Source organism: Cupriavidus sp. FW305-26, assembly GCF_058787975.1.
This window is the reverse complement of the sequence record NZ_JBYTAH010000059.1, coordinates 18775-39666: the sequence shown is the minus strand read 5'-3', so window position 1 is coordinate 39666 and position 20892 is coordinate 18775. Positions and strand designations below refer to the sequence as shown.

Sequence of the window (20892 nt, the reverse complement as noted above, 5' to 3'; positions counted from 1 at the left end):
TCGACTCAGCCAATCTCTGTATTGTTAATCATGCATCGCCATTTCCGCGGGCGTAGGCTTTGGACTCGTATTGACACTCTTGACCAACGCATCCGTGCCAAATCCCAGATGCCGCACGCAGTTGTCATGGCCGATGAAGAGCACGCGCGCCCATCCATAACCGCCGGGCGCATATTCATGGAAGTCGGGCACGCGGAACCAGGCCCGGCTGTCGTGGACATAGTTGTCGAACAGGGCAATGGCTGCCTGCTCCTGGCGCGCGAATTGGTCGACCACCGCTGGTGCCGTCCAGGCGCGCAATTGATCGAGCATGTCTCTGGCCGGCAGCACCAGGACATCGAATTTCTCGGCGTCGAATTCTGAAAATACCGCGGTCTGGACGTAGAAGTCCTTGGGGATCAATAGCACGCGCTTGCTGTCGGGGTCGTTCTCGCGCGGCACGCAGAGGTATTGACCGGTCGGGTTGGTATATGCGGCCAGAGGAACGCGTAACGGGCAGAGCATGTGAGCGCCTACCGCCGGCGGTCGCGGCGTCATGGGCGATAGCTCCACGCCGAGGCTTGCCCGCTGCTCGGGATGGAGATAGCCCAGCAGCAGCCGGAATTCCTCGGCAGCTTCGCGGAGATCGTGCTGGTCGTTGGTCACAGTCTCAGCGGCCCCCTCGCCGGGCCGGGTTTTGTCCTTCGCTCGTGCAACCTCCTGGTACTTCTGCTCTCGACGCCGCTGGAGCACATCCCATGCCTGCCTTGCCTGCTTGTCCAGCTTCTCGCCCTCCTGCATCTGGTCGGCGCTGATGTATCCTTCCTGCGCCATCCCGGCCAATCCAAGCGTCGTGCGGGCATCGGCCAACTCATCGATGCGCTTGCGAATCTTGATCGCCTCGGCATCGGTTTTCATGGCCTTTTCGACCTGCTGCTCCAACTGGTGCGGCGTCATGCCGTCCTCATGCGCTGCCAGGAAGAACGGTTGTTGGGTCACATAGTCGCCCTTGTTCCATCGGGCACGCAGGGTGCGCCACGCAAGGCTCTGGCGCATGCCGAATCGCAAGGCATCTTCGACGCGCGAAATTTCGACGGTCCTGTCCAGCCAACGGTTGAAGGCATCGATCAAGGGCTCATTCAGCACCAGATCATGCTGCTTACCGTGCACGCGAATGATTTCCTCCTCTAATTGCAGAGGCACTCCGGCCCGCAACGCTTCGATATACATCTGGTGCAGCGGAATCTGGCTGAGCTTGTCGCCATCCCCATCCCGCGCCTTGCCTTGATCCCCTGGCGGATAGCCGCCTCCGACATCCGAATGCACCCCGGGAAAGGCAACCTCAAGTCGCTGGCCTGGGCCTCCCGGATAAGCGCTGCCTTCCCGGATGGTGTCCAATGGGAAGCTCATGCGCTGCTCATGGATGGAAAAGAAATGCACGCAACGCTGCACGTCCTTGGGAATGTTCATCAGCCCGTCATTCGACCAGGCGAAATGCCCGTCAAACACGCTGATATCGAGGGCGGACTTGAACGAATCGGGCGGCCCGACCGACGCCACTGTATCGAACAACCCCATGAAGTTGATCTTGTAGGGAATCTCGCCCGCAATCTTACCGCCGGGTGCCCAGTCGCGGGTTAGCTTGCCAATGAACGAACGCGCCCCGGCTGCCCCCCGCGAGAAGCCGAAGGCGTTGATCCACACCTGCTTGACCATCTTGTTGCGATGGCTGTCCCGCTTACGATCCCGCTGCATGCCGGCCAGCTTCTTGTGCTTCATGTCGAAGACACTGGAGAACGGCCGGAAGCCATCAGCAGCAGCCAGGCAAAGCGCCTTGGCTTCAATATTGTCAATCAGAATAGCATCAGAACCCGCAATTGCTTGATAGACGGCATTCAGGACGCGCGTGTAAGCCCACACGCAACGACGCCCATAGCCAACAGCGAACCCCTTGCCAATTGAGGAGTACTCGGTTTCCCCAACTTCCGGAAGTGCCGTGCCGACACCGGCGATGTAGTATCGATAGATGCCATTCGTATGCTCTTCTCGTGCGGCCGCATGGAGCCGGGCTACATTTGTGTGAGCCTTCCACTTGGAGTCCCGAAACGCTTTGTTACTCTCGTCGTCGTTGTTGTTCGTGCCATCGAAAAACAGGCTGATATGCAGGATCTGTTCGCATCCCGCGTGGGGGTCGCGGACTTTCCCCTTGCCTAGATCATAGGCGTCCTTGCCTTTCGACAGCAGCCCGCCCTCTGGCATCTTCTCCGGCCATCGCAATACGCTCATTGTTTCAAGTCTCCAATAGATGGGTCCGCTTTGATTACCTCGCCAAATCTTACTAAGCGCGCTGCCTCTTCCTCTCGATTCGCTTCATCGTCCACCTTCCCTACAGCAATATAGGGGTCGCTATCTGCCGGCCGAACTGCAAGGCTGTTATGGCCGTTTGCATTTTCATCCTGCACCATGACCTTGATGCGATCCCCAGGCAGGAAAATGACAAACATGGTACCTGCCCTCGGCCCGTACTCTGCAATCTCCGCATCAGCCTTGTACCAGGAACCCCAAGCATTACCATCGAGCTTCTTATTGGCTATCCAATGAACGCTTACTTTCAAGCCCGGCCGCCATTTCTTCGGAAACGAAATACAGCACATTTCCCCACCCCCACCGGTTGGCGTATTACTCGGAGTGGCCGGTGAGATATTTGGGCCAGCCCCTGATATGCCATTGTCTCCGGCAATGCCAAAGGTAGCGATATAGTAAGGGGTATAGTTCAGTCCGCTAACGCCGCCGTCTTGCATCTCGTTCGGGTCATCGACTGGCTGGATTGCACGGGGCTCGCATCCCGACAGGCAGGCAAGGAACACCGCCATCAAAGCCCACACGAACAGGGATTTAATGCGCTGGCCTCCCATTTCGAATCTTCTTCCAATTGCTCCCAGACGGATGGATGCACCCCATCCGCGCAGGCGATCATAATTCCCCCGAAACGAACACTCGCTTCCAATTTCAGGCCATCGCGATATGCTCATTGCCTTAAATCTCCAATTGATGGATCTGCTTTAATTACGCTGCCGAAATTCCTGAGGTGTCTTTCCTCTTCCTCACGATTCGCCTCATCGTCCACCTTACCAACGGCAACGTAGGAATCATCGTCAGCCGGCCGAATAGCAACGCTGTTATGGCCGTTCGCATTGCCGTCTCGTACCATGACCTTGATGCGGTCCCCTGGCAGGAAAATGACAAACATCCCCCCTGTGCGCAGGCCATACTCCGCAACCTCGGCATCCGCCTTATACCAGGAACCCCAAGCGTGCCCATCGAGCTTCTTGTTGGCAATCCAGCGCACCGTGACCTTCAACCCAGGACGCCAGTGGACAGGAAACGTGCCACAGCAAGCGCCACCACTCTGTGCGGGAATATGGTCAGGCCTTGCCGGATCGATGTTTGGCCCGCCACCTTCGATGCCATTGTCATGTCCCGTTATGATGAACCTGTCAACGTAGTAAGGGGTGTAGTTCAGGCCCTCAACATCGCCTGACATCATGGCGTCAGGATCGTCGTTTGAGTGAGCTCCAACGACAGTGCTTTCATTGCAGCCTGGCAGAATCGCGAGGCATACCGCCATCAAGGCCGACACGAACAAGGATTTCATGGCGTTGACCTCCCAGCTTGCATCTATCGCCAAGCCGCCCAGGGGAATTTTTTCCGGCCATCGCAATACGTTCATTATTTCGACTCTCCGATTGATGGGTCCGCTTTGATTACCTCGCCGAATCTCAATAAGCGCGCTGCCTCTTCCTCACGATTCGCTTCGTCGTCCACCCGCCCGACTGCCACGTAAGGATCGTCGTCAGCAGGCCGAGCCCTTACCCTGTTGTAGCCGTTTGCATTTCCATCCATAACCATGACCTTGACGCGATCTCCTGGCAGGAAAATGACCCACATGCCATAAGTGGTTGTGCCATATTCGGGAATTTCCGCCTCAGCCTTGTACCAGGAACCCCATGCGTGCCCATCAAGTTTCTTGTTGGCGATCCAGCGGACCGTGACCTTTAGCCCTGGCCGCCAGCGGACCGGAAACGTGCCACAGCAGGCGCCACCGCTCTCTGTCGGTATATAGTCGGGTCTTATCGGAACAATGTTTGGCCCGCCGCCTCCGATGCCGTTGTCGTGCCCCGCTATGTTGAAGGTGTGAACGTAGTAAGGGGTGTAGTTCAGGCCCTCAACATCGCCTGACATCAGGGCGTCAGGATCGTCGTTTGGCAGAGTGCCAACAACGGAGCTTTGATTGCAGCCGGGCAGAACGACGGGGCATACCGCCATCAAGGCCGACACGAACAAGGATTTCATGCGTTGACCTCCCGCTTTGCATTTTTCGCCAACTGCTCCCAGACGGATGGATGCACCCCATCCGCGCAGGCGATCATGGCTTGCCCGGAACGAGCACGTTCTTCCAAGGCGCGTCGCATTTCATCGTGGGCGTCGAAGTCGCGGCAGTATCGGTACGAGAGTTCGCAGAAGTACATTCGATCCGCTGGCTCTGTCAGCCCCCACTCGGCGGCACGCTGATAACGGGGCAGAAAATCCATGAAGCGCGCGAGATAGGGACCTGCCCCATCCACCACGCCATCCTCTGCGAGCGCCGCGAGCAACTGATCCGGCTCGCAGTGTTCGGTCAGTCGGTCCAGTTGCTCCTGGCTGAGCTGAATGGACAGCGGCGTTTCCTGTGTGCTCTCGCCCTCCATCGGGCCGTCAATGCACTGCCATTCGTCGCTGTAGCCGCGGTATTTCCATTGCTGAATGGGTCGCATGATCCGTTCCACGATGTCGTCGCCCCAGACTTCCATCGTCACCAGCAGGTTGCGCGGGTCGTAGTAGCGAATCAGGGCGGTCATGCCTTCGCCAATGTCCGCAACGAGAAACTGATGCAAATGACGGGCGAGGCGGTCAATGTCCACGCGGCTCCAGATGAGCGTGAAGCATGGCGCCCACAAATCCATCGCGTCGAATTGCGCCAGCCAGGGTGCTTTGGGATCGTCCACCCGCGCCAGGAACAGGCAGGCGTCGCCGGCATCGGCTTCGGGCAGGCCGGCATACACATTTCGAAAATCGGCGCCCGATTCGCGCAGCAATGCACCAATGCGAGTCGGATGCACGGCGCCATCGGCCAGCACGTAGATATGAACTGCGCTTTCTTCTTCTGTCATCGAGCTGCTGTTCCTGGTTATTTATCGAGGAACCACGGCGGCATTGCGTGCGGCCGCCTTGAGCAGGCATTCCAGGCAGACTTGCCTCGCCTTTAGCTCCACCGGAAGACTGCTGGGACCGGTCAGGCTCTTGCTGGCCGCGTGCACGATCCACCCGCCATTGGTGCCGTTCTCAATGCCGCCTTCGGTCAGCTTGATGTAGCTGCCACCGCCGTCGAGCAGCACTTCCTTTGCCTTTAGGCTGATCTTCCCGGCAGTGGCGTTGATTTCAAGCTTTGCCAACAGGTTGATATTGTTCTTGAGAGCTTGCAGGTCGATGTCGCCCATGTTGGCAACCAGCTTCATGCCGGCTTCATATACGAACAGACGCAGTGCCTTGCGAATGCTGGCAAAGAAGCCCCCGCCCGTGGTCACGGACAGGTGCTCCCCCGTAGTCAGCGCGGTATGCGTGCCGCTGGCGATGTGCGTGGAACCCGCTGCGGTCGAGACAATGCCAGCGGGGCTCGCTGATACCAGGTGCGGCGCCGTGAACTCCTTCAGCTCGCCACCGCCCTGGATTTGCTCAAACTGCTTTTCCAGCAATCTTGCAATGTCGCGCTGTTCGCCATCTTGCGCCTGCGCCTCGGTCGCCTTGTCGCCCATGGTGCTGGCGATATCCAGGGCCTTTTGCATCAGTTGAATGACATCGCTGACATTCATCATGTTGCCTTCGGCGTTCCGGCGCGAGAAGGTGGTGATAAGCATGCCGAGTGCGGCACGCAGTGCTCCATGCGCATCGGTTCGAAGCTCAAAGCCTTCGCCGCGCTTGTCCTTGCGCCCCTCCCAATCGTTGACGCGGACGTTGTGGCCCAGCGCCAGCAGGCTGTTCTGGTGGTCCGACGCGACCTGCACCTGCTGCTGGCCCTGGGTATCGTCGTAAAGCGTGTGGTTGCGGCCTTCGCCGAACAGTTCCTTGCTCTGGTAGCCGGACAAGGCATGCTGGCTCGGCAGATCCCACGGCGGCAGGTTCAGCCGGTTATTGACCGGTCCCATGATGATGGGCCGGTCCGGGTCGCCACCCTCATAGCTGACAATGACTTCCTGGCCGATGCGAGGCAGGTGCGTGTTGCCGAAGCGGTCGCCGGAGGAGAAGCCGGTGACGCGAATCCAGCAGGAGCTATTCTCGTCGTAGCTGCCATAGCGGTCCCAGACGAATTGACAGCGCACCCTTCCCAGGTCATCACACCAGATTTCCTGATTGGCTGGGCCGACGACCCTGGCCTTGTGATGACCGCCGATGTAGGGCTTTTCGACCAGTTCAGGCCGGAAGATTTCGCTAGTGGGCTGCGCCTCGAACTCGACCTCGCAGCGCCAGGACTGGCCGCTGCCGGCGAACTCGCCCACGTCCTCGATCAGCAGGCGCGTGGCGAAAATCAGGTACTCGCGGTTGGCCTTGGTGCGCAGGAAGCGCTTGAGGGTAAAGGTATGGCCCGACGCCATCGCGCGCACATTACCCTTGCCGCGCGTCCGTACGCCGTGCTGCCGCAGGCGTTCCATGTTGATGCGCGCCAGCATCTCGCCTTCCTTGCGGGCATCGTTGCCGCTCTTGGGTTCGGCGTAATCGCCCGGCCAGTGATACAGCTCATAGGTCGCGTGGCTGGTGTCGCGCGGGTCGGCGGCGCAGACATTGAGGTCGGCGCGCGGTTGGTTGTGGTCGTAATCGCCTTGCGCCCAGGCCCCCGAGACGAGCCGGTCGCGCACCTCGAATTCGTGAAGGTGTTCCTCGTCCGCCCGGTCCGAGGATGGATACCAGCTAATGGCATGGTAGGCAGGGCTGGCGATATTCCGGAAAGCGCCATTGCCATCGGTCAACACCATGCGGTGGTGGCCGTCCGAATGCTCCCAGTGGAAATTCACGCCCCATTCCGCGAGCAGGCGGCGCACGAACTGGTAGTCCGTCTCGCCGGCCTGCATCTGAAATCGGCGCTTGGGATACTGGCTATCCAGCAGGCGGCGCTCGACCGGGAAAGTGTATTTGCTGAGCACCGCCTCTACGATTTCCAGCACAGTCATGTTCTGATAAGGCCGGATGGTGCTGGTGAGCGTGGCCAGCCACAGCCACGGGCGCAGGGTCAGGCGGTACAGGATGCGTTCGTGTTCGTAGTAGGGGCCGCGTACGTCCGTGACGAGGCCGGTAATCTCTCTCTTGCCGCTGCCGAAGCCGCCATCCGGACCGGTGCCGGAGCCGTCCAGCTCGATGCTGACGGTCAACTCCTTGCCTTGCATGGCCTCCATATCAAAGTCACCCGCCGGCCCGTATAGCACGTTGCGTTCGTCGGGCGTCTTCAGTTCCAGTTCGTATTCGAACAGGGAATTGATACTCTCGGTGCCGGACAGTTTGGAGAACAGCAGCAATGGCTGCCCCAACAGTTCCGGCAGACCGTCGCCGGAAACGGTGACGGTACGGAAGGAAAACCGCAATCGGCTACCCATGCAATCACGCTCCGTGGAAAGTGGACTGTCGCCGCCGTCAGCAGCCAGTGGCTCGGTCGTCCATCGACCAGCCAATGAGAGTGCAGCAACGCGGCCTCGATAATAGGAGCAGCGAAGTGGGGAATAAATCAGACGATTCCTAATTACGCAGCCCAAAACGCCTGAAAACAGAATTAAGCAAGACTGAAATCGCGTTAGGATCCCTATTCCGCAAAGACGTGCGGACACATGGACTGCGCTGACGCTTCAGAACTTTCCAATTGTGAAGAATTGAAAAGGCGGTAAGGCACGAAGCAAAAGGGGCGGCACACATAACTTGAGAATGCGCGCCGCTCTGGAAGATGCGGGCATTGACCTGTCCCGCGTCAGGCTTCTAAATAGCCGGCGTGAACCCGGCCAGGCTTGGGCGGTAACTCTGCATGGAGTTTGAGTTTTGAACACCCGTTGAACAGCTACCCGCTAACCCGCCCCAGCATTGGAAAATAAAAAAACGCGCCGTCCCTGAGAGAGAACGGCGCGGCGCCTAAATCAGAAGGCGTGATGGTCGCACGCCTTCCTTAACCGCCGGACCCACGTTCCGGCGGGGGTGACCAGGAGAGTCAGGCCACTTTCTTGTCTTCGAAGAACTGCTCGTCTTCAGTCGAACCCTTCAGTGCGGTCGTCGACGACTGGCCGCCTTCGATGGTCTGGGTCACGGCGTCGAAGTAGCCGGTGCCGACTTCGCGCTGGTGCTTGACCGCGGTGAAGCCCTTCTCGGCGGCCTTGAACTCGGCTTCCTGCAGTTCCACGAACGCGCTCATCTGGTTGCGGGCGTAGCCGTAGGCCAGGTTGAACATCGAGTAGTTCAGCGAGTGGAAGCCGGCCAGCGTGATGAACTGGAACTTGTAGCCCATCGCGCCCAGTTCCCTCTGGAACTTGGCGATGGTGGCGTCGTCCAGGTTCTTCTTCCAGTTGAACGACGGCGAGCAGTTGTAGGCCAGCATCTTGCCCGGGAACTTGGCGTGCACGGCTTCGGCAAACTTCTTGGCGAACTCGAGGTCCGGCTTGCCGGTTTCGCACCACACCAGGTCAGCGACTTCAGCGTAGGCCAGGGCGCGCGAGATCGACTGCTCCAGGCCGTTGCGCACGCGGTAGAAACCTTCCACGGTGCGCTCGCCGGTGCAGAACGGCTTGTCGTTGTCGTCCACGTCCGAGGTCAGCAGGTCCGCGGCTTCGGCGTCGGTACGGGCGATCACAAGGGTCGGCACGCCCGAGACGTCGGCGGCCAGGCGCGCGGCGGTCAGCTTGGCGACGGCTTCGCGGGTCGGCACCAGCACCTTGCCGCCCATGTGGCCGCACTTCTTCACCGAAGCCAGTTGGTCTTCGAAGTGAACGCCGGCGGCGCCCGCTTCGATCATCGACTTCATCAGCTCGAAAGCGTTAAGCACGCCGCCGAAGCCGGCTTCGGCATCCGCCACGATCGGGGCGAAGAAGTCGGTGTCGCCCTTGCCTTCGCTCCACTGGATCTGGTCGGCGCGCTGGAAGGTGTTGTTGATGCGCTTGACGACTTGCGGCACCGAGTTGGCCGGGTATAGCGACTGGTCGGGGTACATTTCACCGGCCAGGTTGGCGTCGCCTGCGACTTGCCACCCCGACAGGTAAATAGCCTTCAGGCCGGCCTTCACTTGCTGCATGGCCTGGTTGCCAGTCAGCGCGCCGAGCGAGTTGACGAACGGCTCCGTGTGCAGCAGGTTCCACAGCTTCTCGGAACCGCGGCGGGCCAGGGTGTGCTCGACCTGGACCGAACCACGCAGGCGCACCACGTCTTCGGCGGTGAAATTGCGCTTGATCCCTTTCCAGCGGGGATTGGTATCCCAGTCTTTCTGCAGGGCCTGGATCTGTTCTTGGCGGGTCATGGTCACTCTCCTGATGATGCGGGGATGGCTGAGAATCTGTTGATCACCTGACCTGGGCTACGTCGCGGTGGCTGCGTCGCCTGCTGTTTTTCGTGCCTCATGTCATGTGTCTTATATAAGAGTGTAGAGAACCCTCCCGCGTTGCAACAACCTTGATCTGCAGTCCCCGCTTAGTTTTTTTCTTCCAATAATTCAATGGTTTATAGATTTTATTTCACGATGCAGGAAATGATCTTCCATCATGAGAAATGGTCTTGTGCTCCGCAAACCATGTATTTTTGCGGTCCAAAACATCTTTCCACATCGTGAAATATGCGCAGGATGCGCTGCCTCCGCTAGCGCAGGCGAGCGGCCAGCAGCGCCGGTGAGGCCGGCTCCCCTTCCATATGCTCGACAAATTCCCGCACCATGATGGCAAACCCCTGGGCGTCGGCCAGCGGCAGCCAATGGTGCGCGGGCACGGTGCGGCGCCAGAGTTGCGTGGTCCAGCGGTGCACGTCTTCAGTTAGCGCCGGCTTCACATACCGGTCATGCAACGGCACGATCACCTGCACCGGCGCATGGGCATGACAGTGGCGCGGGGCACGCAGTACGGGCAGGAAGTTGGCACGGTACAAGCGCACACCATGGCAACCGTCGGCTGTTTGTGTGGGGCTGGGCCCCGTGCGCAGGCCCTCGGTCAGGCGCAGGTAGCGCGGCCACGCACGGCCGAGCCACAGCCGCCAGGTCAGCTCAGGCAGCCACGGCAGGTGGAAGGCGCCGATATACCACGATGCTGCGAGCTGCCGCAGGGTCTTGCCCAACGCAGCCAGCGACCGCTGCCCGCGCAGTTCGCGCAAGCCGATTGCCGCGTGGTCCAGGCAGGGACCAGAGCATGAGGTGAATGAGGCGATGCGCCCTTGCAGCCGAGCATCGGTCACGAACTCCCAGCTCTGGATCGAACCCCAGTCATGGCCGACAAGGTGCACCGGGCGCTGCGGCGAGACCGCGTCGATGACTGCGATGAAGTCATCGGCAAGCTTCTGCAGCCGGTAAGCGTCAGTCGCGTGCGGCGCGGTTGAGCGCCCTGCCCCGCGCACGTCATAGGCCACCACGTGGAAGCGCCCCGCCAACTGCGCCGCCACGTCGTGCCAGACCTCGCTGCTGTCGGGATAGCCGTGCACCAGGACGATGGTGGGCCGCCCTGGCCCGGGCTCGCCCCAACTGGTGGCGTACAGCCGCACGTCGCCGGCGTGGATAAAGAACTGCCGGGGGAAGACCTGCGGCGGCAGGGATTGCGGAGCGTTCATGGCCGTCGATTCCATTGTTCGATGTCATCGCCGGCCATGCTACGCAAAAGCAGACGGCGCCGCGAATGGGCGCCGTCCGTTTGAAACGAGCCGGGGCTCAGGCCGCGGCGGTATCGCGTGCGCGGCGATAGGCCACCCAGTCGCCGCTGTCGATGCGCGGCAGCGTGGCCACCGCGGACTCGGCCACCGGATACAGCAGGCAGGCGACAGGCTGGCCGTTGTGCAACACGGCCCGTTCCTCGCGCACGAACAGCGTGGCCTGGCCGGGATAAACCTCTTCGATCTCGTCGAGCACCGGCAACAGCGCGTCGGCGATCTCGTAGAGATCGCCCACGACCGGCCCGCCACTGGCGTCCAGCACCAGGCCGGGATAGGTGCCGAAGTCATAGAGCCTGCCGGCCACCGTACCCGTGCCCAGCAGCGTGGGCGCGGCAATGCCGTGGCGCTGCGCGGCGGCGTTCAGGTCGTTGACCTCGCCGGCGCGCAGCGTGCCGTAGACAAAGACGCGCGGCATGCTCAGTTCCCCAGCCTTTCGTCCGAGACCAGCACGCCGTCGGCGTCGACGTAGATCCAGTTGCCCGGGCGCACCACTGCGCCGGGCATCTGCACCGCGACGTCGCTTTCGCCAACGTTGCGCTTCTGGCTTTTCTGCGGATGCACGGCCAGCGCGCGGATGCCGATGTCGCACACGTCCAGCTCGGCGGTATCGCGGATGCAGCCGTTGACGACGATGCCGACCCAGCCGTTCTTCTCGGCCAGCAGGCCAAGGTTGCCGCCCACCAGCGCGCAGCGCAGCGAGCCGCCACCGTCGATCACCAGCACGCGGCCCTGCCCCGGCGCTTCCAGCGCGGTCCGCACCAGCGAGTTGTCTTCGAACACCTTGAGCGTAGCCGCGGGGCCGGCAAAGGCGCCCTGCTTGCCGAAGGCGCGGAACACCGGCGCCATCACGCGCAGGGTGCCGTCGGCAAGGTGGTCTTCATGCGCGTCGCACAGGTCGGTGGTGACAGGCTTCATCGATGGTCTCCTGATAGGCAAGAAAGTATCCGGTCGGGCCGCTCGGCCTCACTGTTGCTGGCTGGCCAGCGCCTGCGCGCGGATGGCGCTCAGCGTGGTGCGCGGCGTGATCACGTCCGGGTCCACCTGGATCTCGATCAGCGTGGATACCGGTGCGGCCAATGCCTCGCGCAGTGCCGGGGCAAAGGCTTCGGTCGTGGTCACGGTGGCGCCGCGCGCACCATAGGCGCGCGCCAGCGCGGCAAAGTCGGGGTTGTGCAGCTCGGTGCCCGAGACATGGGTCGGGTATTCGCGTTCCTGGTGCATCCGGATGGTGCCGTACATGCCGTTATTGACGACGATGAAGATCACCGGCGCCTGGTATTGCATCGACGTAGCCAGTTCCTGGCCATTCATCAGGAAGCAGCCATCGCCGGCCAGCGCCACCACGGTGCGTTGCGGGAACGCGATCTTGGCGCCGACCGCCGCCGGCACGCCATAGCCCATCGCGCCGCTGGTCGGGGCCAGCTGGCCGCGGCCGCCGCTGGTGAACGGGCGATAGTGGAAATAGCGGTGCAGCCAGCCGGCGTAGTTGCCGGCGCCATTGGTCACGACCGCGTCGGCCGGCAGCAGCTGGTCCAGCGTGCGGATGACTTCGGCCATGTCGACCCCCTGTCCCGTAAATGGGGGCGGCTGCAGGTAGCGTTCGTAGTCGGCGTGCGCGGCTTCTGTCCACGCCTGCCAGCGCGGCTCGGCCGTGGGCTGCAGGCCGGCCAGGCGCGCGGCGATGGCCGGCATCGACGCCTGGACCATCAGGTCGGCCTGGTAGACGCTGCCCAGCTCCTCGGCGCCGGCGTGCACGTGGATCAGCTTTTGCGCGGGCCGCGGCGCGGCGATCAGCGCGTAGCCTCCGGTGGTCATCTCGCCCAGGCGCGGGCCGATGGCCAGCACCAGGTCGGCATTGCGGACGCGCTCGGCCAGCGCTGGGTTGATGCCAATGCCGACATCGCCGGCGTAGTTGGGATGGCAGTTGTCGAACAGGTCCTGGCCGCGGAAGGCGCAGCCCACCGGCAGCGCGAAGCGCTCGGCAAAGGCCTGCAGGTCGGCGCAGGCCTGCGGCGTCCAGCCGCTGCCGCCGGCCAGCACGAAGGGACGCTCGGCGGCGTCGAGCATCTCGGCCAGCCGCGCCAGGTCGACCTCGCCGGGCCAGCTCATGACGCGCTGGTAGGCCTGCAGCTGCGGCACTACCGCAGTCTGCGCCAGCATGTCTTCGGGCAGCGCCAGCACCACCGGGCCCGGACGGCCCGAGGTGGCGGTCTGGTAGGCGCGCGCAATGTATTCGGGGATGCGTTCGACCCGGTCGATCTGCGCCACCCACTTGGCCATCTGGCCGAACATGCGGCGGTAGTCGATTTCCTGGAAGGCCTCGCGGTCCATGAAGTCGGTGCCGACCTGGCCGATGAACAGAATCATCGGCGTCGAGTCCTGGAAGGCGGTGTGCACGCCGATACTGGCATTGGTGGCGCCCGGCCCGCGCGTGCAGAAGGCCAGCCCGGGGCGGCCGGTCAGCTTGCCGTAGGCCTCGGCCATCACCGCGGCCCCGCCCTCCTGGCGGCAGATGATGAAGCGCAACTGATCGCGGCGGCGGTGGAAGCCGTCGAGCACGGCCAGGTAGCTTTCGCCCGGCACGCCGAAGGCCAGCTCGGCGCCGTGCGCCAGCAGCGCATCGACCAGGATATGGCCGCCCGGCAGCGGCGTGCCGTGTTCGGAATCGTCAGGCTGGGTGGTGTTGGCCGGCGTCATTGACATGAAAGCATCCTCAGGCAATCGAATTCGGAAGGCGGTGCTTGGGTGGCCCGGCCCGGGCTAGGCGGCCTCCGCCTGGCCCGCCGCCGCGCCGCGGCGCGAGCGGTTGCCGTTGCCCACTGTCACCGCGGTGAAGATCGACAGCAGCTGGAAACCGCCGATCATGAAGAACACCCAGGCCGGCAGCTTTGCATCCATCAGCGCACCGAAGAACAGCGGGCCGCACGCCAGGCCGATATCCAGGCCCGAGTAGACCACGCCATAGACGCGCCCGGTGGCACCGGCGGGGGCGGCGGCGCGCACCAGCAGGTCACGCGACGGCCCGGCGGTACCGGCGCCAAAGCCGATCACGCCCATCAGCACCGGCACCAGCAGCGCCGGCACCAGGTTCAACCCGACCAGCACCGCCATCAGCCCCGATACCGTGAAGCTCACCGCGATCAGCCGGTCATGGTTGCTGGTGCGGCCGGCGGCAAAGCCACCGACTATCATGCCGCCGGCGCTGCACAGCATGTAGATGGTGTAGGACGCGGTCGCCAGCGTGAACGGCATGCCGTACAGGTAGGTCAGCGCGGTCGGGGCAAAGCTCTGGATGCCGGCCGCGGAGAACGTGGTCAGCAGGAAGAAGGCCCAGCACACCCACACCTGCGGCAGGCGCAGGAAGCCCAGCACGCTGCCGCCGGATGTGGCCACCCCGGCCGCAGCCTTGGCCGCGGGCCGGCCCACGGCGCCCTGCACTTCGCGCGGGTCCAGCACATGGCGCAGCACTACCAGCACGGCCAGCACGATAAAGGCGACTGCCGAGGCCGCCGCCAGCGCCACGCGCCAGCTGGCGAGGTTGGCGATCGCCACCAGGAACAGCGGCGCCGCCGCCCAGCCCAGGTTGCCGGAAATGCCGTGAACCGAAAACGCGTGTCCCAGCCGGGGCTGCGACACATGCTTGTTCAGCAGCGTGAAGTCGGCCGGGTGGAATACGCCGTTGCCCAGCCCCGCCACGGCCGCGCCGAACAGCAGCGCGGCGTAGCCGGAACTGGTCGACAGCAGCAAGGCCGCGGCGCCCAGGAAGGCCAGCCCGGCAAACAGCACCGGCCGTGCGCCGAAGCGGTCGACCACAAAGCCGGACGCGGTCTGCACCACCGCCGAGACCGCGAAGAACACCGTCATCAGCAGGCCCAGCTCAGCATAGCTCAGGCCGAATTCCGCCTTGATCCATGGGAACAGCGGAGCCAGCAGCAGGTGGTAGAAGTGGGAGACCCCGTGAGCCAGGCCAACCAGCCCGATCACCTGGGCGTCATGACGAAGAGGGTTGCGCGTGGGATCGAGTGCGGCGGTGGACATGGCGCTGGTGGCAGGGGCTATGCGGCAGGACGGAAGGCGGCAGCCCAAAAAAATACGGGCCGAAGCCCGCATCATAGAGGAAAACCCCTGTCCTCTGCAGCCAGGTGGCGGCCACGCCTCCCGCCAACCGCGCTTACATCTGCTTGAACAGGTGCGCGTACTGTCGCGCCACCGGCAGCAGTTCAGGACGGTCGCGCAGCCGCAGCGACAGCCGTCCCAGCGACTGGTTGACCGCGCTGGCCACGCAGGTGATGTTGACCACGGTGCCGCGGTGCACCTGCCAGAAGCGCTCCGGGTCCAGCTGCTGGGTCAGCTCGCGCAGGCTGGTGCGGATCAGCGCTTCGCCGGCGCCGGAGACCACGTTGACGTACTTGTCGGTGGCCTCCAGGTAGATGACTTCGTCCACCGGGATGATACGCACCTCCTGCCCCACCAGTGCCTTGATAAAGCGCAGGTACTGCCGCTGCGGCGCGCCGCCCGGGCCTGGCGTGGCGTGCTCCAGCGATTCCAGCCGCGCCAGCAGCTGGCCAAGCCGGTCCGTCTCCGCGATCGAGGCTTCGGCCTCGGTGTCTTCATCGTCGGCGGGGCCGGCCAGGCGGTCCTTCAGACGCTGCACCGTGGCCTCAAGCCGTTCGCGCTGGACCGGCTTGAGCACATAGTCCACCGCGGCGCGCTCGAACGCCTCCAGCGCGAACTGGTCGTATGCGGTCACGAAGACCACCAGTGGCGGGGTGTCGAATTCGATCAGTTCGCGCGCCACATCCATGCCGCTCATGCCCGGCATGCGGATATCCAGGAAGGCCACGCGCGGCTGGTGCTCGCGCGCCGCCGCCAGCGCGGCCACGCCGTCGTGGACCACGGAAACGATACGGGCCTCGGGCCACAGCGACATCAGTTCGGATTCCAGCACGCGCGCCAGCAGCGCTTCGTCGTCGGCGATCAGAAGGGTCGGGGTCATGGGGGCGTTGGGGTGGTGGATGGGTCCTGGCGTTGTCAGCGGCACCGCCACGGGCGGTGCCAGCCGTTCGTCTTGTCAGGCTTGCTGGCAGGCGGGGCGCCTCAGAGCCGTTGCATGGCTGGGGCCGATACTGGCATGCCCTCCGGCACGCTGGTGACTGTCTGGGTCAGGGTGGGCGCTTCGGCCGGGCGCTCCAGCGGCAGCGTCAGCCGCACCACCACGCCGCGCGGGGTGTTCTCCTCCATCTGCATGGAGGCCGCCGCGCCAAAGATGCGCGCCAGCCGCTCGCGCACATGCGTGATGCCCAGGCCCGAGCCCTTGCCCGAGGCATGACCGAAGCCCACGCCGGTATCGGCGATGATGACCTGCACCGCATTGTCGCCGGCCGCGCGCGCCGACAGCCGGATATGGCCGCCGATCATGCAGGGCTCGATGCCGTGCGTGACCGCGTTTTCCACCAGCGGCTGGATCAGCATGGGCGGGATCTCCACCTTCGCCAGTTCGCGCGGCAGGTCGATGTCGAACGAGAGCCGCTGGCCGAAGCGCATGCCCTGGATGTCCAGGTAGCTGCGCAGCAGCTCGAACTCCTGCCGCAGCGTGCATTGCTCGGCGCGGGTATGCGCCAGCGACATGCGCAGGAAGCCGATCAGGCGCTGCAGCAGCTGGCGCGCGGCGGGCGGGTCGGTGGCGATCAGCCCGTCGAGGTTGGCCAGCGAGTTGAACAGGAAATGCGGCTCGATCTGCGCCTGCAGCGCCATCAGCTGTGCGCGCACCAGCTGCTTTTCGGCTTCCTCGCGCTGCAGGGCGTCCAGCGCGGCCTGGCGCTCCAGGGATGCGAGCTTCTCGCGCGACCAGTAGAAATAGATCATCGAGGCCGCGGCCAGCATGCCCACCACCAGGCACATGCGCAGCATGCCGCCGGCTTCGTCCGCCGACTTGGGCGGCAGGTCCAGCGCCACGCGCGTGGCCCAGCTGCCGAACACCACGCCCGCGGGCACCGCGGCGGCGGCCAGCAGCAGGAAGGGCCAGCGGCGCGGCCGGTCGTTCCACCAGATCACCACGCGCGGAATGTCGATCAGCACCCAGATCGACAAGCCGATCAGCTGGCTGTAGACAAAGTTGTGCCACAGGCTGCCGCCGGTCTGGAAGCCGTAGTTCAGGCTGATGGCGATCACCGAGTTCATGCACAGCACGAACAGCAGGTCGCGGCCGAGGATATTGAGCCGGGAGGGGATGGCGGTGGCGACGTTGGAGAAGCAGCGGTCCATGGCGTTCATGTTAGCGCGGACTGAGCCTGGCGCAACGGGAATGTGATGAGGCGGGCAGCGCGGGCCACCTCAGCCACCCTGCCCGGCACGCCGGCCGGCCAGCGCGCGCCACCATTGGCCGGACAGCACATAGCGCGGGAAGGTGATCCACTGCTCGGCCAGGATGCGGCCGGCGATGTCCGCCGGCCCGGCAAAGGGTTCCGGCGCGTGGGCTTCCAGCCGGTGCCCCCGGCCCTGCAGGGCCATCGACATGCCCATGCACACCAGCCCCAGCGCCACCGCCGGCAGGCTCAGGCGCAACAGGCCGTAGAGGCCCAGCACGGTGCCGGCCATGAACATCGGCACGGCCACGATATGCAGCAGCAGGTTGCGGGGATGCTGGTGGTTGCGGGCATAGCCGCGCCACTGCCAGCGCAGCAGCGGTTCGTCGTCGCGCATGATCGTCTCTGTCTCCCTTGTCCGGCCCTTGCAGACCGGCGGCCGCGCGCAAACTTTGTTGCACTGCGGTACACGTATGGCGCTCGCCGGACGGCAAGCCGCGGGCACGTGCAAGGAATGTACCCCTCACCCGGGCACGAAGAAAGTCTCTTGCGACGAACGGCGGGCACGGGGCGCGAACGGCACCGTGCCGGGGCGGACGGCGGCTGTCAGGCAGCGCCCGGGTGCCCCCTGCGCCGCCTGGCGATGGCCACAGCCAGGCCGGAAATCAGGCCGCCAGGGCCTGGCGCTCCTGCTCGGACAGCGCGCTGCTGACGGTGTCGGGCGACAGGTGCGGCGCGAACATGTTGATAAAGGCGTGCGCATAGCCGCGCAGGTAGGCGCCCCGCCGCACCGCCACGCTGGTGGTGTTGGGCGCGAACAGGTGGTCGGCCGAGATCCGCACCAGGCCGGAATCCTTGCGCTCGTCATAGGCCATCGAGGCAATGATGCCCACGCCCAGGTCCAGTTCGGCGTAGGTCTTGATCACGTCGGCGTCCAGCGCGGTCAGCACGATCTCCGGCTGCAGGCCGGCCTCGGCAAAGGCGCTGTCGATCTTGCGGCGGCCGGTGAAGCCGGCGTCATAGGTGATGAGCTGGAAGCCGGCCACGTCTTCGAGCGTGGGCTCGGGCAGGCGCGTGAGCGGATGGCCGGGCGAGACCACCAGCACGTGCTGCCAACTGTAGGCCTCGAACGAGGTCAGCCCGGCCTCGGTGGCCAGGGCCTCGGTGGCGATGCCGATATCGGCCTGCCCCGTCAGCAGCAGCTCAACGATATGCGTGGGCGACGCCTCCTGCAGTGCCAGCGTCACATGCGGGTATTCGCGGCGGAAGGCCTGCACCACGCGCGGCAGTGCATAGCGTGCCTGGGTGTGGGTGGTGGCAACGGTCAGGCGGCCGGTATGGCGGCCGGCGTATTCGTCGCCGGCCTGGCGCAGGTTCTCGGCCTCCAGCAGCAGGCGTTCGACGATGCGCACGATCTCGCGCCCGGGCTCGGTCAGGCCGGTCAGGCGCTTGCCGTAGCGCTCGAAGATCTCCACGCCCAGTTCTTCTTCCAGCTCGCGGATCTGGCGCGACACGCCGGGCTGCGAGGTGTAGAGCGCGTTGGCGACTTCGGTCAGGTTGAACTGGCGGCGCACCGCCTCGCGGATCGATCGGAGTTGCTGGAAGTTCATGACGTCGCCTTTTCCTGTTGGGTGGACGTGGTACGCGGTTGCGTGAACACGCGCAGCTGGCGCGGGCGCACCGCGAGCAGTTCGCCTTCGCGGAAGCCCGCATGGCGGAAGCGCTCCAGCGGCAGCGCGACTTCAATCACGTCCTGGTTGTCTTCACGTTCGAGTTCAAGCTGCGCCACCGGGCCCAGCGTCAACGCGCGGCGCAGCGTCACGGCAATGCCGTCGGCGCCGGGCGAATAGCGTTCCAGGTCGAGGTCATGGGGGCGCACATAGGCCACCGCGTCGCCGGCGGTTTCATGGCCGCTGCCGACCACCGGCAGCACCGCTTCACCGGTATGCAGCAGGCCGCCGCTCTCGCCCACTTCCAGGCGGCCATGGAACAGGTTCACGTTGCCGAGGAAGCCGAACACGAAGGGCGTGGCCGGATGGTTGTAGACGGCCTCGGGCGAGCCGTACTGCTCCACGTGGCCGCGGTTCATCAGCACCACCTGGTCGGCCACTTCCAGCGCCTCTTCCTGGTCATGGGTGACGAACACGCTGGTCACGTGCAGTTCATCGTGCAGGCGGCGCAGCCAGCGGCGCAGCTCCTTGCGCACCTTGGCGTCGAGCGCGCCGAACGGTTCGTCCAGCAGCAGCACGCGCGGCTCCACCGCCAGTGCGCGAGCCAGCGCGATACGCTGGCGCTGCCCGCCGGAGAGCTGCGACGGGTAGCGGTCGGCGAGCCAGTCGAGCTGCACCAGCTCCAGCAGCGAACGCACCTTGTCGCGGATCTGCGCTTCGCTCGGGCGCTCGGCGCGCGGCTTGACGCGCAGGCCGAAGGCCACGTTCTCGAACACGCTCATATGCTTGAACAGCGCGTAGTGCTGGAACACAAAGCCCACCTGGCGCTGGCGCACATGCTGGTCCGAGGCATCGCGCCCGGCCAGCACGATCTGGCCCGCATCGGCGCGCTCCAGGCCGGCGATGATGCGCAACAGCGTGGTCTTGCCGCAGCCGGACGGCCCCAGCAGCGCGGTCAGCTCGCCTTCGTCGAAATCGAGCGAGACGTTGTCCAGCGCGACAAAGTCGCCAAAGCGCTTCTCTACGTTCTTGACCTGGATGCTCATGATGCTTGTCCTTGCAAACTTGCCAGCGGCCGCTCTGGTGCAGCCTCTTCGGTTTCCTTGCGGGCGCGCAATTCCACCAGCGTCTTGATGCCGAGCGTGACCAGCGCCAGCAGCGTCAGCAGCGAAGCCACCGCAAAGGCCGCCGCGAAGTTGTACTCGTTGTAGAGGATCTCAACATGCAGCGGCATGGTGTTGGTCAGCCCGCGGATATGGCCCGATACCACCGAGACCGCACCGAACTCGCCCATCGCCCGCGCATTGCACAGGATCACGCCATACAGCAGGCCCCAGCGGATATTGGGCAGCGTGATATGGCGGAAGGTCTGCCAGCCCGAGGCGCCCAGCACGATCGCGGCCTCTTCCTCTTCACTGCCCTGCGCCTGCATCAGCGGGATCAGCTCGCGCGCAACAAAGGGGAAGGTCACGAAGATGGTGGCCAGCACGATGCCCGGCACCGCGAACATGATCTTGATGTCGTGCGCTTCCAGCCACGGTCCCAGCCAGCCCTGCGCACCGAACAGCAGCACGTAGACCAGGCCGGAAATCACCGGCGACACCGAGAACGGCAGGTCGATCAGCGTGATCAGCAGGTTCTTGCCGCGGAAGTCGAACTTGGCGATGGCCCAGGCCGCCGCCACGCCGAACACCACGTTCAGCGGCACCGCGATCGCCGCCACCGTCAGCGTGAGCTGGATCGCGGCGAGTGCGTCGGGTTCGATCAACGCTTCCCAGTAGGTCTGCACGCCCTTGCGCAAGGCTTCATAGAACACCGAAGCCAGCGGCACGAACAGGAACAGCGTGAGGAACAGCACCGCCACCGTGATCAGCGTGTAGCGTACCCACGGCGCTTCGCCGGTAGCGTCAAACCTGTGATGGGCCTGGGCGTTGGCTTGCCCGCCCAGGCGTCCCGCAACTGCGCCGGCCATG

The 20892-nt window shown here is 64.2% G+C and carries 18 protein-coding genes; all 18 read right to left on the bottom strand.

Annotation, left to right across the window (positions count from 1 at the left end; genetic code table 11):
• Positions 1-24 precede the first annotated feature (24 nt).
• The gene (locus tag AC3WQZ_RS26610) at positions 25-2265 is read right to left on the bottom strand and encodes a phospholipase effector Tle1 domain-containing protein (protein WP_492301554.1); all 2241 of its coding nucleotides are present in this window, start codon (positions 2263-2265) and stop codon (positions 25-27) included.
• Complete coding sequence (locus tag AC3WQZ_RS26605; protein WP_492301553.1) at positions 2262-3011, bottom strand: DUF3304 domain-containing protein; 750 nt, start codon at positions 3009-3011, stop codon at positions 2262-2264. Before AC3WQZ_RS26605 ends, AC3WQZ_RS26610 begins: the two co-directional genes overlap by 4 nt.
• A complete protein-coding gene (locus AC3WQZ_RS26600; protein WP_234788203.1) occupies positions 3008-3709 on the bottom strand; it encodes a DUF3304 domain-containing protein in 702 nt (233 codons plus the stop codon). The genes AC3WQZ_RS26605 and AC3WQZ_RS26600 overlap by 4 nt, the downstream gene beginning before the upstream one ends.
• The gene (locus tag AC3WQZ_RS26595) at positions 3709-4332 is read right to left on the bottom strand and encodes a DUF3304 domain-containing protein (RefSeq protein WP_492301552.1); all 624 of its coding nucleotides are present in this window, start codon (positions 4330-4332) and stop codon (positions 3709-3711) included. The genes AC3WQZ_RS26600 and AC3WQZ_RS26595 overlap by 1 nt, the downstream gene beginning before the upstream one ends.
• Positions 4329-5189: a DUF4123 domain-containing protein gene (locus AC3WQZ_RS26590; protein ID WP_492301550.1), complete on the bottom strand. Its 861-nt coding sequence runs from the start codon at positions 5187-5189 to the stop codon at positions 4329-4331. Before AC3WQZ_RS26590 ends, AC3WQZ_RS26595 begins: the two co-directional genes overlap by 4 nt.
• Before the next feature lie 21 nt (positions 5190-5210).
• Positions 5211-7889, bottom strand: coding sequence for a type VI secretion system Vgr family protein (locus AC3WQZ_RS26585; RefSeq protein WP_492301549.1), 2679 nt, complete (start codon positions 7887-7889; stop codon positions 5211-5213).
• A gap of 371 nt (positions 7890-8260) precedes the next feature.
• Positions 8261-9556: an isocitrate lyase gene (gene aceA, locus AC3WQZ_RS26580; protein ID WP_010810514.1), complete on the bottom strand. Its 1296-nt coding sequence runs from the start codon at positions 9554-9556 to the stop codon at positions 8261-8263.
• A gap of 335 nt (positions 9557-9891) precedes the next feature.
• The gene (locus AC3WQZ_RS26575; protein ID WP_492292513.1) at positions 9892-10860 is read right to left on the bottom strand and encodes an alpha/beta fold hydrolase; all 969 of its coding nucleotides are present in this window, start codon (positions 10858-10860) and stop codon (positions 9892-9894) included.
• An 82-nt stretch (positions 10861-10942) separates the two neighbouring features.
• Positions 10943-11359: a gamma-glutamylcyclotransferase family protein gene (locus AC3WQZ_RS26570; RefSeq protein WP_011615563.1), complete on the bottom strand. Its 417-nt coding sequence runs from the start codon at positions 11357-11359 to the stop codon at positions 10943-10945.
• Positions 11360-11361: 2 nt separating this feature from the next.
• Positions 11362-11859, bottom strand: a complete 498-nt coding sequence (gene rraA / locus AC3WQZ_RS26565; protein ID WP_010810511.1) for a ribonuclease E activity regulator RraA — start codon at positions 11857-11859, stop codon at positions 11362-11364.
• 48 nt (positions 11860-11907) lie between these two features.
• A complete protein-coding gene (locus tag AC3WQZ_RS26560) occupies positions 11908-13647 on the bottom strand; it encodes a thiamine pyrophosphate-binding protein (protein WP_371258347.1) in 1740 nt (579 codons plus the stop codon).
• Positions 13648-13704: 57 nt separating this feature from the next.
• Entirely contained in the window at positions 13705-14982 is a 1278-nt protein-coding gene (locus AC3WQZ_RS26555; protein ID WP_037024085.1) for an MFS transporter, read from the bottom strand.
• A 133-nt stretch (positions 14983-15115) separates the two neighbouring features.
• On the bottom strand, positions 15116-15940 hold the full coding sequence (locus tag AC3WQZ_RS26550; protein WP_010810508.1) for a LytR/AlgR family response regulator transcription factor: 825 nt from the start codon (positions 15938-15940) through the stop codon (positions 15116-15118).
• Positions 15941-16041: 101 nt separating this feature from the next.
• Positions 16042-17217 (bottom strand): sensor histidine kinase, encoded by a 1176-nt coding sequence (locus AC3WQZ_RS26545; protein WP_011615567.1) that lies wholly within the window; start codon positions 17215-17217, stop codon positions 16042-16044.
• A gap of 60 nt (positions 17218-17277) precedes the next feature.
• The gene (locus AC3WQZ_RS26540) at positions 17278-17646 is read right to left on the bottom strand and encodes a DUF962 domain-containing protein (RefSeq protein WP_010810506.1); all 369 of its coding nucleotides are present in this window, start codon (positions 17644-17646) and stop codon (positions 17278-17280) included.
• Positions 17647-17914: 268 nt separating this feature from the next.
• Complete coding sequence (locus AC3WQZ_RS26535) at positions 17915-18859, bottom strand: CysB family HTH-type transcriptional regulator (RefSeq protein ID WP_010810505.1); 945 nt, start codon at positions 18857-18859, stop codon at positions 17915-17917.
• Entirely contained in the window at positions 18856-19965 is a 1110-nt protein-coding gene (locus tag AC3WQZ_RS26530; RefSeq protein WP_010810504.1) for a sulfate/molybdate ABC transporter ATP-binding protein, read from the bottom strand. The genes AC3WQZ_RS26535 and AC3WQZ_RS26530 overlap by 4 nt, the downstream gene beginning before the upstream one ends.
• Positions 19962-20891 (bottom strand): sulfate ABC transporter permease subunit CysW, encoded by a 930-nt coding sequence (gene cysW, locus AC3WQZ_RS26525; RefSeq protein ID WP_010810503.1) that lies wholly within the window; start codon positions 20889-20891, stop codon positions 19962-19964. Before cysW ends, AC3WQZ_RS26530 begins: the two co-directional genes overlap by 4 nt.
• Position 20892: the final 1 nt, after the last annotated feature.

What these genes read in the sequence shown, in the direction of transcription:
- AC3WQZ_RS26575 (WP_492292513.1), bottom strand. Translation starts at nt 10,860, where the DNA reads ATGGAATCGACGGCCATGAACGCTCCGCAATCCCTGCCGCCGCAGGTC.
- AC3WQZ_RS26540 (WP_010810506.1), bottom strand. Translation starts at nt 17,646, where the DNA reads ATGCGCGACGACGAACCGCTGCTGCGCTGGCAGTGGCGCGGCTATGCC.
- AC3WQZ_RS26590 (WP_492301550.1), bottom strand. Translation starts at nt 5,189, where the DNA reads ATGACAGAAGAAGAAAGCGCAGTTCATATCTACGTGCTGGCCGATGGC.
- rraA (WP_010810511.1), bottom strand. Translation starts at nt 11,859, where the DNA reads ATGAAGCCTGTCACCACCGACCTGTGCGACGCGCATGAAGACCACCTT.
- AC3WQZ_RS26530 (WP_010810504.1), bottom strand. Translation starts at nt 19,965, where the DNA reads ATGAGCATCCAGGTCAAGAACGTAGAGAAGCGCTTTGGCGACTTTGTC.
- AC3WQZ_RS26550 (WP_010810508.1), bottom strand. Translation starts at nt 15,940, where the DNA reads ATGACCCCGACCCTTCTGATCGCCGACGACGAAGCGCTGCTGGCGCGC.
- AC3WQZ_RS26570 (WP_011615563.1), bottom strand. Translation starts at nt 11,359, where the DNA reads ATGCCGCGCGTCTTTGTCTACGGCACGCTGCGCGCCGGCGAGGTCAAC.
- AC3WQZ_RS26605 (WP_492301553.1), bottom strand. Translation starts at nt 3,011, where the DNA reads ATGAGCATATCGCGATGGCCTGAAATTGGAAGCGAGTGTTCGTTTCGG.
- AC3WQZ_RS26595 (WP_492301552.1), bottom strand. Translation starts at nt 4,332, where the DNA reads ATGAAATCCTTGTTCGTGTCGGCCTTGATGGCGGTATGCCCCGTCGTT.
- aceA (WP_010810514.1), bottom strand. Translation starts at nt 9,556, where the DNA reads ATGACCCGCCAAGAACAGATCCAGGCCCTGCAGAAAGACTGGGATACC.
- AC3WQZ_RS26600 (WP_234788203.1), bottom strand. Translation starts at nt 3,709, where the DNA reads ATGAACGTATTGCGATGGCCGGAAAAAATTCCCCTGGGCGGCTTGGCG.
- AC3WQZ_RS26535 (WP_010810505.1), bottom strand. Translation starts at nt 18,859, where the DNA reads ATGAACTTCCAGCAACTCCGATCGATCCGCGAGGCGGTGCGCCGCCAG.
- cysW (WP_010810503.1), bottom strand. Translation starts at nt 20,891, where the DNA reads ATGGCCGGCGCAGTTGCGGGACGCCTGGGCGGGCAAGCCAACGCCCAG.
- AC3WQZ_RS26560 (WP_371258347.1), bottom strand. Translation starts at nt 13,647, where the DNA reads ATGTCAATGACGCCGGCCAACACCACCCAGCCTGACGATTCCGAACAC.
- AC3WQZ_RS26555 (WP_037024085.1), bottom strand. Translation starts at nt 14,982, where the DNA reads ATGTCCACCGCCGCACTCGATCCCACGCGCAACCCTCTTCGTCATGAC.
- AC3WQZ_RS26610 (WP_492301554.1), bottom strand. Translation starts at nt 2,265, where the DNA reads ATGAGCGTATTGCGATGGCCGGAGAAGATGCCAGAGGGCGGGCTGCTG.
- AC3WQZ_RS26545 (WP_011615567.1), bottom strand. Translation starts at nt 17,217, where the DNA reads ATGAACGCCATGGACCGCTGCTTCTCCAACGTCGCCACCGCCATCCCC.